We start from the raw sequence: 12,640 nt of genomic DNA, 5'->3' as shown, positions 1-12,640 counted from the left end.
TTGCTTGGGCGAAATCTCCGCTATTTCGCCCAGAAGTGGTATTATTCGACGCGTCGGACCGGGAGAACAACAGATCATGTCACGCAAGTATTTCGGTACGGATGGAATTCGCGGGCTCGCCAATGGCGACAAGCTGACACCGGAACTGGCGCTGCGCGTCGGCATGGCGGCCGGGCAGAAATTCGTGCGCGGTGAACATCGCAATCGCGTGGTGATCGGCAAGGATACGCGCCGCTCGGGCTATATGCTCGAACAGGCGCTGACCGCCGGCTTCACCGCCGTGGGCATGGATGTCTATCTGCTCGGGCCGATGCCGACTCCGGCCGTGGCCATGCTGACGCGCTCGCTGCGCGCCGATCTGGGCGTGATGATCTCGGCGTCGCACAATCCTTATGACGACAACGGCATCAAGCTGTTCCGCCCCGATGGCTACAAGCTCAGCGATGCGGTGGAAGCCGAGATCGAGCGACTGATCGATAGCGATATGTCGGCGTCGCTGGCGCATGGGCGCGGCATCGGCCGGGCGCATCGCGACGAGGAAGCCCGTACCCGCTACATCGAATATGCCAAGCGCACCTTGCCGCGAAACACCGATCTAGCCGGGCTGCGCGTGGTGCTCGATTGCGCCAATGGCGCGGCCTACAAGGTCGCGCCGATCGCGCTGTGGGAGCTGGGGGCGGAAGTCTTCACCATCGGCGACAAGCCCGATGGCTTCAATATCAACGACAAGGTCGGCTCGACCGCCCCCGAGGCCGTGGCGGCCAAGGTCAAGGAAGTGCGCGCCGATATCGGCATTGCGCTGGATGGCGACGCCGACCGCGTCATCATCGTCGATGAAAAGGGCGAAGTGGTCGATGGCGACCAGTTCATGGCGGTGATCGCCCAGAGCTGGCTGGAGCGTGAAATGCTGGTCGGCGGCGGCATCGTCGCCACCATCATGTCCAATCTGGGCCTTGAGCGTTACCTGACCTCGCTGGGTCTCACCCTCGAGCGCACCCAGGTGGGCGACCGCTATGTGCTCGAAGCCATGCGCGACAAGGGCTTCAATGTCGGCGGCGAGCAGTCGGGCCACATCATCCTGTCCGATTTCACCACCACCGGCGATGGCCTCGTGGCGGCGCTGCAATTGCTGGCGGTGCTCAAGCTGCAGGAGCGCACGGTTTCGGAAATCTGCACCCGCTTCACCAAGGTGCCGCAGCTGCTGCGCAATGTGAAATTCAAGGCCGGCAAGCCGCTTGAGCACAAGCTGGTCATCCAGGCCATTGCCGATGGCGAAGCCATGCTGGGCAAGGGCGGGCGGCTGGTGGTGCGGGCTTCGGGCACCGAGCCGGTGATCCGCGTCATGGGCGAGGCCGATGATGCGGCGCTGGTCATCAGCGTCGTCGCCGCAGTGGAAGCGGCGATTCGCGAAATCGCCTGACCGCTAATAATCGCGCCGCGCGGTTTACTTGTCCTAGACTAGCAACAGCGCGCTCATGTCTCGTTAGGGTTAAATCTTTAGGTTAAGTGAGCTTTAAGGAAATTGTCCGATATTGGGCCGCAACACATTAGCGTCGTGGCAATCAAAGGACATTTTCAAATGCGTAAGCTTATCGCTGCGATCATGGTGGCAGGAGCCGCCCTTGTCGCTGCCCCGGCGTTAGCCGCGGATTTTCCTGACTATCCGCCAATCATCGATATTCCCGATGTGGATTACGGCGTCGCCGGCTCGTTCTACCTGCGCGGCAGCGCGGCCGGCAATGGGCTGTGGGGCAAGGACGGCAAGGGCTATGACTGCTTCGGCTGCGGCGGGGCCTTCACCCTGGCGGTCGATCCGATCACGGCCTGGGGCTACGGCTATAGTGTCGGCGCCGGCTTCGGTTACGAAACCGGCACTGGCCTGCGCGTCGATGCCACGGTGGATTATGTCCACAATAGCGGCCTGACCGTCTCCAAGGCCGGCGGGGCTTTCCCCGGCGACTATAAGGGCACCCTGCGCTCGACCATTGCGCTGGCCAACGTTTACTACGACTTCGCTTTCGGCCAGTCCTATGGCTATGGCGCAGCCGGTGGCGCGTTTGGTTATGTCGGTGCCGGCGCCGGTATGGCGTTCAACAATCTGGCGGTGCAGGGCCCGGTGGGCACGACGATGCCTGATGGCAATAACAGCTCGCTGGCTGCGGCCGGCATGGTCGGCGTCGGCTATGATTTCGGTGCTGTTGTCGCCGATGTCGGCTATCGCGCTGTCTATATCAACCAGATCAACAATTCGGCGGCTGGCACCTCGGCGGCCTGGGTCGACAATGCCTGGCTGCATGAAGTGCGCGGTACCTTGCGCTACCGCTTCAACTGATCGGCGCGGCGGCCTGCCACGGGCCGCAGCCTCAATCGACCCCAATCGGCGTCCGCAAGGGCGCCGATTTTTGTTTGTGGGCCACCTTGCCAGCACCGAATTTTGCCACTAACTATTCAGTGAGCAGTTTGGAGGGGTGCTGTGGGCAGGTTCGATCGCATGCTGGGTTCGGTCGCCTTGGCGATGCTGCTGGTGGCGCCGGGCTCAGGCGGGGGCGGGCGAGGATTGTGCCAAGCTGGCCGCCTCGCCCTTCGAGCGTGGTTTTGCCCATCACCCCCAGCGCATCGCCGATCCAGACCGGGCCATCGCAGTCTGCGCGGCGGCGCTTGCCGACGATCCAGCGTCCCCTGACATCGCCGCCTGGCTGGGCCATGCCTATGCCGAAGCGTTCCAGCCGGCGGCGGCGTTGCCCTATCTTGAACGTGCCACCGCTGGCGGCAGCCAACTCGGCACGGCGCTTTACGCCATTTATCTGCTCGATAGCCGCCATCTGACGCCCGATCCGGCGCGCGCCGTCAGCCTGCTCACGCCGCTGGCCGAGGCGGGGTTTGCGCCGGCGCAACGCGGGCTCGGGCGGGCCTATGATTTCGGCCTGGGCGTCAACGCCGATGCCGAACAGGCGGTGCGCTATTACCGGCTGGCCGCCGATCAGGGCTTTTCGCGCGCCCAGGCCAATCTGGCGTCGATGTATGGCGAAGGCCTCGGCGTAGCCGTTGATCTGGTGGAGGCGCGGCGACTGGCCGAGCTGGCGGCCGGGCAGGGCGACCCCTATGGCCTCTATTATCTGGGCTGGCTGCATGAGGCCGGGCTGGGCGTGCAGCAGGATTATGCCGTGGCGGCGCAATATTATCAGCATGCCGCCGATCTGGGCGACTCGCTGGCGGTCAATCAGCTCGGACATTTTTATTCTAGCGGGTTCGGCACCGCCGTCGATGCCCCGCGCGCCGTGGCTTTATTCGCGCGCGCGGCCGCAGCGGGCGAACCGCTGGCCATCGCCAATCTGGCCGTCATGTATAGCGAGGGCAATGGCGTGGCGCGCGACCTGGTCCATGCCGCCGTCCTGTTGCAGCAGGCCGCCGCGCTGGGCGAGCCCACCGCCATGACTATGCTCGGACATGCCTATGCGAGCGGCGAGGGCGTGGCCCGCGACTATGCCAAGGCGCTGCATTGGACCCGTGAGGCCGCCGATCTCGGCCAGCCGATCGCCTGGAACAATCTGGGCGATCACTATGAAAAGGGGCTGGGCGTAAAGCAGGATCTGGCCTTGGCGCGGCAGTGGTATCAGCGCGCCGCCGATGCCGGTGTTGCAGTCGCCCTCAAGGGTTTGAACGACGTGACTGAGCGCGAAAAACCGGAGCAGTGATGCTGCCCGCACAAGGATAACCGACATGCTTAGAGGACTGCTCTGCCTTGCTCTGGGTCTGGGCGTGCTGCTGCCCCTGCCGGCCCAGGCGGCCACGATGGACGAGCCGACCAAATCGCATCTGCGCTGCGGCAGCGCCTATCTGCTGGTGGCCGATGACCCTGGGATGGACAATACGCCTGAGGAAGCCGCCAGATTGCAGCAGATGGGCGAGGTCCTGATGATCCGCGCCGATGCCATGCTCACCGATCTGGGCATGGACGCAGCCGAACGCGAGCGGCCTGGGGGCCATTATGCCGCTGAAATGGACGCGGTGCTGAGCGATGAGCTCGATATCGGGTTTGATCCCTCAGTCTGCGCCGAGCTGGTGGCGGTGGCCGAAGCGGCGCTGCGTGAAGTCGAGATCGACAAGCTTATGGTGTGCGGCGCCGGTTTTCTGGTACCAAGACTGACGGCGATGCCGAAACGGCGGAAAAGCTCGAGGCCGTGGGGAACCGGCTGCTGGAGCGCGGCGACGATCTGATGGTCGAGGCCGGCATGGGCGAGAGCGATCGCTACGAGCTGGGCCGGTCCTATGGCAAAACCGTCTGGACAAAAATTTATGCCGGCGAAGCGCTGTCCTATGATTGGGAGAGCTGCGCCGCGCTGGATAGCTGACGCCAGCGCATCGGGCCCGCCGCAGCCGGCCCGATGCTGCTTTGGTCAGGGCAAAAAGGATTGTCCGGCGGACAGGATGAAGGCGCCGGCAATCGCCAGCAAGATGGGAAACAGAAACGTCCCGGCCCGCGATGGCACATCGACCAGCAGCGTCGCCACGCCTGGTTCCTGCGGATTGACCCGCGCCGTCACGGTCGCGCCGGGAATGTATTGGGCGACAATTGCTTCGGCGTCGGCCTGCTCGTCGGTGCCGCTGGAGCCGAAGCGCAGCCGCTTCCCCTCATAGGCTTTGCCGTCATAGACATAGCTGTAATGGATGATCGGCGTATAGACGATATTGTCCTCGCCCGAACGCTCGCGGATCATTTCATTCCTGTCGACGATGCTCGAAACGATCAGCGCCGGCACCTCGTCCCAGGCAGCCGATGCCTGCGCCCGTCGGCGTTTCCGCAGCCCGAGGCCGCCTAAAACCACCCCCAGGCCGACGAAGCCCAGCCCGATCAGGCTGATGACCCATGAGTAATCCGTGGGCGCAATGCTCTGACTGTCGCTGGTCGACGAACTGATCGCCGCCGCCGGCGTCGCCCCTTCCAGCCGACAGCTGAACAGCGCCAGCGCATGATCCTCGGGCAGCTCATTGAGCCAGAGCACCAGGCGATCCGCATTCTTCGTCGTCAGAAACACCGTCGGGGTGACGCCGGCCTGCTCGGTCAGGGTCCATCCGGCCGCTGCATAGCTGGTCAGAATGCTGGCCCGGAATTGCTCGGGCTCTTCCTCAGCCACCAGGTTCCAGACGTGGAATTCGCGCGTCGGGCTGCAAGTGCCGCCCAGCTCAGCCGCCCCTTGCTCCAGCAGCAGTTGGCGCGGCCCGCCGGGACCGTCGGACCAGTCATAGGCCGAAACCGGCCATTGCACGCCCGCCAGCGCCGATCCGCTGCGCAACTCCTGCGCCAGCGCCATGGGAGCCGCCGATAGCGTGATGAGTGTTGCCGCCACACCCAACCGCCACGCCTTTCGCCGCCCCTGTCCCAGATGCCTGTTGCTCATTGCCGCCCCCATAAATGTTCAGTGAGCATATTTAGCTCGTCGCTGCACAGTCAAGGCGTGACAGGGGGCGATATTCGCGGCATAGCTTAGGCAAATGGGCCGTGCTGGGACGGGCAGACAAGTTGAGGCAATTCGTTTGGCAGACCCGCTGATCCCCACGCCGTCGCTGGCCAATCTGCTCGATCAGGTGGCGCGGCGGCTGCATTCGCAGGCCCATGTGCAGGCGCTGTTTCCGGCCCAGTGGGCGGCTTTGCGCTATATCGAGCGGATGCCGCCGCAATTGCGTACCTCCTCCGATCTGGCGCGCTTTCAGGGGCAGGAGCATGGCTCGGTGGCGCGCACGGTGCGCACCCTGATCGCCAAAGGCTACCTCAAGACCGCCGGCCCGGCCGGGCGCGGGCGGGCGACGGCGCTCGAACTGACCGAGGAGGGGGCGGCGCTGTTGCAGATGGACCCGCTGCTCAAGGCGCGCAGCGTGTTCGAACGCTATGATGGGCCGGAACGCGAGATCATTGCGCGGTTCTTGGAGGACATGATCCGGGTGTTGCACGATGGCGAGCCGCAATAGCGACATCGCGCTGGACCAGCACGCGATCCACACGGCGCGGATCGAGCGGCGCAGCATTGTCAGCCTGCTGCTGGTCATGTTGCCCTTGCTGGCGGCGCTGCTCTATGGCCTCAGCCAGCGCGCCGAGCAACGGCTCGAAATCGGCGGCTTGGCCGAGGCCTATGTCGATCCCAGCGGCGCCGTGACGCTGGACGATCTGCTGGCGCAGCCGGCTCTGTTTGCTGCCGCCGATGGCAGCGCCCCCAATCTGGGGGTGCGCAGCACGCCACAGACCGCATTCTGGCTGCGCCTGCCACTGGCCGAGTTGCGGGCACTGATCCCGACCGAGTTCGCTGCCCCCTATGTGCTGTCGATGGAGGAGCCACGGTTTCGCGCCGTCGATCTCTATGCTGTCGGCCCGGGAGCGCAGCGCACCGAGCAGCATTTCACGCGGGATGCCCAAACCAGCTACCGGTTTCCCGTCTTCGAATTGACGGTAGCGGCGATGCAGGCCGACGCGCTCTATGCGCGCATCGTCACCGGATCATCGATGCGGGCGACGCTCTATCTGGCCCCGGAGCCGCAATTCATCACCCTCTATGCCCGCAGCACTATCGGGCTGGCGCTGTTGCTGGGCATGATGGCCGCCACGGTGGTCTATCTGGTGCCGCTGGGTCTGGTGCAGCGGCAGGGCATCTATTTCAGTCTCGCCGCCGCCATGCTGTTTGCCGCGCTCTATGTGGCCGGCGATCAGGCCATGCTCGAAACCCATCTGCTGCCGGGCGCACTGGTGCTGGCCCGCGCCCTCTCCCTGTCAGCCTCGGTGCTGTTCTACGCGGCGTTTTTGAGTTTCTCCGTCCGCTTCCTCTATCTCGGACGGCGATCATGGCGGCTGCGGCGCGCTATCGACATTTTGGCCGGGGGCCTGCTGCTGATTGGCGTCGCGGCCTTCCTTGATGGACTGGCCGATACAGGATTGCTGCGGCGCGTGCTGCCCTATATCGGCATTGCAGCGGCAGCGGTGCTGGCACTGCTGCTGGTGTTGGGCGCGCGCCATGCACCCCGCCGCGCTATCCTGTTTGTCATCCTGTGGCTGCCGCTGGTGGCCACGGGCCTGCTGCGGCTCCAGCTCGATACCGCGCCGGGTCAGGCGGCCAGTGCCATGGCGCTCAACGGCCTCTATTTCGGCCTGGCGCTGTCGCTGCTGCTATTCTCGGTGGTGACGCCGATGGAGCTGTATCGCCGCGAAGCGCGCCTGCGCCAACGCACCCAGGCGCTGCTGCAGCGGCTCGAAAGCTTTGCCCGCATTGGCGGCGATATCTATGTCGAAATCGATGCGGCGGGAAAGCTGATCTATTTCGCCGGCGGTGGGGCCGGGGAGGCCATTGCCGGCGGGTTGCCGCCCCGCGCGCAGGATCTGCTGACCGAGGCGGCGCGGGATCGGCGGCCGCTCAACAATCACATTTTCGCCTCTGGCGCGCCGGACGATCCGCGCTGGTTCAGCCTCAGCGGCGCCGCCGCATCCGACGCGCCGCATTTCCGGGCGATCCTGCGCGACGTGACGGTGGCCATCGACCAGGAAAATCAGCGCCAGCAGGAACGGCAGCTGATTTCGCTGGGCAGTCTGGCGGCCATCGTCGCGCACGAAATCAACAATGTGATCCAGCCCATCGTCAATATGTCCAAGGGGCTGCGCGACCATGTGGCCAACGCGCCAACCGCCGGCCGCATGCTCGATCTGATCGATCTGGCGGCGCAGCAGGCCATCAGCGTGGTGGGGCAGATTCTCAAGGTCGGGGCGCGCAACACGGAGCTGACGACACCCCGGCGCGAGATCGACGTCGCCGTGCAGGACGCCATCGCCACCCTGCGCCTGATCCTGCCCGCTACTGTGCAATTGGAAACCCGTCTGGCGGCCGTGCCCAAGGTGCTGGTGCGGCCCGGCGACATCCTGCAAATTCTGATCAATGTCGTCGCCAATGCGCGCCGCGCTTCCGATGATAGTGGCATCATCAGCATCGACCTGACGCCCAGGGACGATGGCGCCATGCTCTCTGTCACCGATCAGGGCGAGGGCATGAGCCAGGCGCTGCTGGCGCGGGTCACCGAGGCTTTCGTCTCCACCAAGCCCGAGGGGCAGGCGGCCGGCATTGGCCTCGTCGTGGTCAAGCAATTGGTGGCCGAGCATGGCGGCACCCTCGCCATTTTCAGCCAGCCGGGACAGGGTTCCCGCCTCGATATGTATTTCCCCGCATCCCATGGAGACGCGACGTGACGCAACAGCCCTCGATCCTGATCGTCGACGACCATTTCGCGGTGCGCCAATCGCTCGCCATCACGGTCGCAGCGGCCGGCTGGCAGGTTGAAACCGCCGAAAGCGGCGCGGCGGCCCTGCAACAATTATCGGAGCGGGATTTCGATGTCCTGTTGACTGACCTATGGATGCCCGGCCTGGATGGTGTCGCGGTGATCAAGGCCTGCCGCAAGCTCAAGCCGAATTTGCGGGTTTTTGGCATGACCGGTGGCGGCCCCGGTCTCAGTACCGAAACCATGCTGACCCTGGCCGAAGTCTGGGGCGCCCAGCGCGTGTTCTGCAAACCCTTCGATGACGCCGAACTGATCGGAGCGCTGGCAAGCTAAATGCCAGAAAATCGCAAGAAATCTGCCAGCATGCTGTCAGCACCGCTGTGAAATAAGTTGCGTTTACCCGGCTAGATGAGGTGATTTTGCGTTGCTGATTGGTTTGGACTGCGCTAGCATCACGTCATGTCCAGACCCTATCGCGACCTCGACCGCATTCTCGAGATCGCCCGTTTGCATTACGAAGACCGACTGCCGCAGGCCGAGATCGCCACCAAAATGGAGGTCTCGCCGGCGACGATCAGCCGGTATCTGCAAAAGGCGCTGGCCCTCGGCTTCGTCGAAACCCGTGTCGTATCAAGCGCTTATCGCCAGTTCGCCAAAGAGGCTGAGCTGGTCCGCAAATTCGGCCTGAGCAATGCCTGCGTCGTCCCCACCATGGACAGCTACGCCGCCACCGAACAGCAATTGGCCCAATCCACCGCCCGCGTAATCCGCGATCTGGTCGCGCGCGGCAGCATTTTCGGCGTCTCCAACGGCCGCGCCGTCGCCGCCACCGTCGCCGAAATGCAACGCGGCCGCTCGGCCGATGTTGAAGTTATCACCCTGATCGGCGGCGTCGCGCGGGCCGAATCGGCGTCGGGAACCAGCGAGATTTGCCGGGCTTTGGCCGAGAAACTGGGCGGTCAGGCCTGGATGCTGCCGGTGCCGGCGGTGGTGCCCAATGCCGGGATTGCCCAGGCTATCGTGGCCTCTGACGCGGCGGTGGCGGTGTTCGAACGGATGCAGCGCCTGAGCGTGGCTATCATCGGTATTGGCGGCATGGCGCCCGGCTCATCAACCTTCCAGCATGGGTTGTTCGACCAGGCTCACCTGGCCGAGCTGATCGAGCGCAAGGCCGCCGGATCGATCTGCGCGCGGTTCTTCGATGCCGACGGCAAGATGCTGCATTCCGATCTCGATGATCGCACCATCTCGATCTCGCTGGCGCAGCTCAAGGCGGTGCCGACGCGGCTGGGAATCGCGTTCGGGCCGGACAAGGTCGACGCCATCCGCGCCAGCATGCGGGGTGGTTATGTCAGCCATCTGGCGACGGATTCCGACACGGCAGATTTGCTACTGCAAGAAAAACACTAATCGTTTCAATCATCTGCCCAGGCCGGCGCCGCTCCCAGGTCCGGCCGTTGGGACAGCTACATTCAGGATAGAAGGCGCGAATGGTTTCCAAACTCGATCAGTTACGGACCTATACGACGGTGGTTGCCGATACCGGCGATATTGATGCAGTGCGGGCGCTGCGGCCCACCGATTGCACCACCAATCCCACCATCGTCCTCAAGGCGCTCAACACGCCGCAACTGGCGTTTGCCGTCGAGGAGGCCGTGCAGTGGGGCCGGCAGCAGACCGGATCGTCGGACGGCGTGGTCAAGGCCGTGGCCGACCGGCTTGCGGTTTCGGTGGGCGTCGCGCTGGCGGAACTGGTCCCCGGCCGGGTCTCCACCGAGGTGGATGCCGATCTGTCCTTCGACATTGCCGGCTCGGTCCGGCGGGGTCGCGAGATCATTGCCGATTATGACAAGCGCGGCGTCGGCCGTGAGCGCATCCTGATCAAGCTGGCGGCCACCTGGGAAGGCGTGCGCGCCGCCGAAGTGCTGCAGAGCGAAGGCATCGACTGCAATCTGACGCTGATCTTCTCCAAGGTGCAGGCCGTAGCCTGTGCCGACGCCAAGGCGTTCCTGATTTCGCCCTTTGTCGGGCGCATCATGGATTGGTACGCCAAGAGCACCGGGCAGGTTTATGGGCCCGAGGATGATCCTGGGGTCAAATCCGTCCGCGAGATCTACAATTACTACCGCGCCAACGGCATTTCGACCGTGGTGATGGGTGCCTCCTTCCGCAATGTCGGTGAAATCGAAGCGCTGGCCGGTTGCGACCGCCTGACCATTTCCCCGCAATTGCTTGAGGCGCTGGCGCAGGACGAGGGCGTGCTGGTGCGCAAGCTCGATCCGCAGCAGGTGACGGCCGCGCCACCGCTGCAGGTGGACGAGCAGGCCTTCCGCTGGCTGCTGAACGAAGACGCCATGGCGACCGAGAAACTGGCCGAAGGCATCCGCGCCTTTGCCAAGGATCTCGGCCTGCTGCGCCAGATGGTGCAAGCGCGCCTGCAGTAAGCGGGCCACGGCCCTGACGATGCGAACAAAAAGCGGCGAGGTGATCGCCGCTTTTTCACATTGAAGGGCGGCCATTAGAAATCATTTTACCCAGCGTCCAAACTGCTGATGCGCAACAAATTTCATGGCCCCTTGGGCGCATCACTTCATTTTCCGTGGGCGCATAAGATCGGTTGGCCCTGGACGAGTTCGTCAATGACCAGAATGACATCAAGGTACTGGCCGACGCTCGGCTCTGCCGGCATGCTTGAGGCGCAGCTCCAGTTAGTGAAGGAGGTTTCTCTCGAGAAACATCGCCGCGTGTAGCCCCCGCTGTTCGGTGCATTGATAAAGCTCCGGGAACTCGCTGCCCCAGTTGGCTCTACATTGAGCCGAACTGACTAAAAACGCGTGGGTGCTGAAGTTGGCGCTGAGCGCTCCCATACACAGAGATGTTTTTGAATCCGGCAGTCGACGGCAGGTTCGCTCTATCGACTCGGCCGGCGAGTTTGTGTCAACGGCGGAGCAAAAGTCGGCCATTGTGGCGGCGTAAAAACCGGCCAGTGCTGCTGGTGAGCGGATATGCCAAGGGCCCCGATCGGGGCCCTTGGCATATGGCGCTTCTGGGTTAGCAGTTATGCGCGGATTTCGCCGGTGTCGGGGTCGATGATCTCGGTGGCCTGGTTTTGCTCCGCCACGGTTTTGGGGTCGGTGCGGTGCCGGCGGGCGGCGGATTGCTTGAGCCGGTAGCTGTCCCCGTTCATGGTCAGGATATGAACATGGTGGGTGAGCCGGTCGAGCAGCGCGCCGGTCAGGCGCTCCGACCCCAGCACCGAGGTCCAGTCCTCGAAGGGCAGGTTCGAGGTGACGATGGTGGAACCGTGCTCGTAGCGCTGGGAGAACACCTCGAACAGCAGTTCGGCCCCGGTGGGGGACAGCGGCACGTAGCCCAGTTCATCGACGATCAGCAGCTTGACCGCCTGCAGCTCGCGCTGGGTCTTGAGCAGGCGCCGCTCATCGCGGGCTTCCATCAGATTATGCACCAGAGCTGCCGCGGTGGTGAAGCTAACCGACAGGCCCTTCTGGCAGGCGGCCAGACCCAGGGCGAGGGCAATATGGGTCTTGCCGGTGCCCGAGTTGCCGAGCGCGATGATGTTCTGGCGCGCCAGCACGTACTCGCAGCGGGCCAGCTCCAGCACCAGCATCTTGTTGAGGGCGGGCATGGCGGTGAACTCGAAGGTGTCCAGGCTCCCTTTGCCCGGGCGGCCAAAGCGATCCTGGTACAGATAATGGCTCACCAGTTCGGTGAAGGCGCGCGTCCGCTCCCGCCTGCCGTCGCCGCAAATCCGGGCCACAGCGATCTTGAGGTTATCGTACAGGATCGACAGCGGCACCCCGCCGAAGAACGCAAACGCCGCGACGTGACCATCGAGGAAGGCTTCGGTCGTCTCGGCGGGATAAGCCTTGATGAACGGGGCATCGGACTGCGGCAGGTCCATGCAGAAAAAATGCATCTTCTGGCGCACACCGCCGATGATCCCGATGGCCTCGCCAAAATCCACCTGGGCATGCCCAGGTGGATGAGACAGCGGCACGAAGGTCTCCCGGCTGCGCGACTGCGCCAGCCGCACATAATCCTTGACGATGGTGTAGCCGCCGCTGAACCCATGCTCGTCGCGCAACCGCTCGAAGATCCGCTTGGCCGTGTGGCGCTGCTTGAGCGGGCCAGCCCGATCTTCCTCCAGGATCGCAGCGATCACCGGCACCATCGCGTCCAGCTTCGGCCGCGCCACCGGCTTGCTGCGCGTATAGCCCGGTGGCAGCGAAAACCGGCACATCTGTCAACGGCGGAGTAAAATCCGGCCATTAGGCGGAGCAAGACCAGGCCACCTTTGGCGCGCGCATGAGACCGCCGGGAGGGCATAGCCCGAGCGGGGGTCTCATGTGCGCGTGCGATTTTTGAG

General features: G+C 64.2%; 12 protein-coding genes and 1 pseudogene. 10 read left to right on the top strand and 3 right to left on the bottom strand.

What is annotated here, in order from left to right; all coding sequences use genetic code 11:
- The first annotated feature begins 76 nt into the window (after nt 1-76).
- The 5 genes from glmM (at nt 77) to ACX3OZ_RS14620 (ending at nt 4,352) form a co-directional block, all read left to right on the top strand.
- The gene (gene glmM, locus ACX3OZ_RS14640) at nt 77-1,420 is read left to right on the top strand and encodes a phosphoglucosamine mutase (protein WP_459104770.1); all 1,344 of its coding nucleotides are present in this window, start codon (nt 77-79) and stop codon (nt 1,418-1,420) included.
- A gap of 159 nt (nt 1,421-1,579) precedes the next feature.
- Entirely contained in the window at nt 1,580-2,332 is a 753-nt protein-coding gene (locus tag ACX3OZ_RS14635; protein WP_459095669.1) for a hypothetical protein, read from the top strand.
- Between the two features lie 136 nt (nt 2,333-2,468).
- Nucleotides 2,469-3,695: a tetratricopeptide repeat protein gene (locus ACX3OZ_RS14630; protein ID WP_459104769.1), complete on the top strand. Its 1,227-nt coding sequence runs from the start codon at nt 2,469-2,471 to the stop codon at nt 3,693-3,695.
- A gap of 25 nt (nt 3,696-3,720) precedes the next feature.
- The gene (locus ACX3OZ_RS14625; protein WP_459104768.1) at nt 3,721-4,218 is read left to right on the top strand and encodes a hypothetical protein; all 498 of its coding nucleotides are present in this window, start codon (nt 3,721-3,723) and stop codon (nt 4,216-4,218) included.
- Nucleotides 4,182-4,352, top strand: a complete 171-nt coding sequence (locus ACX3OZ_RS14620; RefSeq protein WP_459104767.1) for a hypothetical protein — start codon at nt 4,182-4,184, stop codon at nt 4,350-4,352. Before ACX3OZ_RS14625 ends, ACX3OZ_RS14620 begins: the two co-directional genes overlap by 37 nt.
- 45 nt (nt 4,353-4,397) lie before the next feature.
- On the opposite strand, the gene ACX3OZ_RS14615 is transcribed toward ACX3OZ_RS14620, so the two are convergent.
- Nucleotides 4,398-5,399, bottom strand: coding sequence for a DUF3592 domain-containing protein (locus ACX3OZ_RS14615; RefSeq protein ID WP_459095672.1), 1,002 nt, complete (start codon nt 5,397-5,399; stop codon nt 4,398-4,400).
- 136 nt (nt 5,400-5,535) lie between these two features.
- Here ACX3OZ_RS14615 and ACX3OZ_RS14610 point away from each other — a divergent pair, with 136 nt between their 5' ends.
- From ACX3OZ_RS14610 to tal, 5 genes are all read left to right on the top strand, one after another.
- The gene (locus ACX3OZ_RS14610; RefSeq protein ID WP_459095673.1) at nt 5,536-5,967 is read left to right on the top strand and encodes a MarR family winged helix-turn-helix transcriptional regulator; all 432 of its coding nucleotides are present in this window, start codon (nt 5,536-5,538) and stop codon (nt 5,965-5,967) included.
- A complete protein-coding gene (locus ACX3OZ_RS14605; RefSeq protein ID WP_459095674.1) occupies nt 5,951-8,221 on the top strand; it encodes an ATP-binding protein in 2,271 nt (756 codons plus the stop codon). The genes ACX3OZ_RS14610 and ACX3OZ_RS14605 overlap by 17 nt, the downstream gene beginning before the upstream one ends.
- Nucleotides 8,218-8,586 (top strand): response regulator, encoded by a 369-nt coding sequence (locus tag ACX3OZ_RS14600; protein WP_459095675.1) that lies wholly within the window; start codon nt 8,218-8,220, stop codon nt 8,584-8,586. Before ACX3OZ_RS14605 ends, ACX3OZ_RS14600 begins: the two co-directional genes overlap by 4 nt.
- A 126-nt stretch (nt 8,587-8,712) precedes the next feature.
- Nucleotides 8,713-9,663: a sugar-binding transcriptional regulator gene (locus ACX3OZ_RS14595; RefSeq protein WP_459095676.1), complete on the top strand. Its 951-nt coding sequence runs from the start codon at nt 8,713-8,715 to the stop codon at nt 9,661-9,663.
- Between the two features lie 80 nt (nt 9,664-9,743).
- Nucleotides 9,744-10,697 carry a transaldolase gene (tal, locus tag ACX3OZ_RS14590; protein WP_459095677.1) on the top strand — a complete coding sequence of 318 codons (954 nt, stop codon included), beginning with the start codon at nt 9,744-9,746 and terminating at the stop codon, nt 10,695-10,697.
- Nucleotides 10,698-11,311: 614 nt separating this feature from the next.
- Here tal and istB read toward each other — a convergent pair.
- Both istB and istA read right to left on the bottom strand, forming a co-directional pair.
- Complete coding sequence (istB, locus tag ACX3OZ_RS14585; RefSeq protein WP_459104804.1) at nt 11,312-11,923, bottom strand: IS21-like element helper ATPase IstB; 612 nt, start codon at nt 11,921-11,923, stop codon at nt 11,312-11,314.
- Nucleotides 11,924-12,517: pseudogene (gene istA / locus ACX3OZ_RS14580) on the bottom strand (IS21 family transposase); the annotation flags it as partial.
- Nucleotides 12,518-12,640 lie beyond the last annotated feature (123 nt).

The sequence above is a fragment of the Devosia sp. A369 genome (genome assembly GCF_054489345.1).
Note: the sequence above shows the minus strand (reverse complement) of the source record. Positions and strands in the feature narration are given on the sequence as shown.

Bases quoted from the DNA above. Each gene is read 5' to 3' on its own strand.
- glmM (WP_459104770.1), top strand. From the start codon at position 77: ATGTCACGCAAGTATTTCGGTACGGATGGAATTCGCGGGCTCGCCAAT.
- ACX3OZ_RS14635 (WP_459095669.1), top strand. From the start codon at position 1,580: ATGCGTAAGCTTATCGCTGCGATCATGGTGGCAGGAGCCGCCCTTGTC.
- ACX3OZ_RS14625 (WP_459104768.1), top strand. From the start codon at position 3,721: ATGCTTAGAGGACTGCTCTGCCTTGCTCTGGGTCTGGGCGTGCTGCTG.
- ACX3OZ_RS14615 (WP_459095672.1), bottom strand. From the start codon at position 5,399: ATGAGCAACAGGCATCTGGGACAGGGGCGGCGAAAGGCGTGGCGGTTG.
- ACX3OZ_RS14605 (WP_459095674.1), top strand. From the start codon at position 5,951: ATGGCGAGCCGCAATAGCGACATCGCGCTGGACCAGCACGCGATCCAC.
- ACX3OZ_RS14595 (WP_459095676.1), top strand. From the start codon at position 8,713: ATGTCCAGACCCTATCGCGACCTCGACCGCATTCTCGAGATCGCCCGT.
- tal (WP_459095677.1), top strand. From the start codon at position 9,744: ATGGTTTCCAAACTCGATCAGTTACGGACCTATACGACGGTGGTTGCC.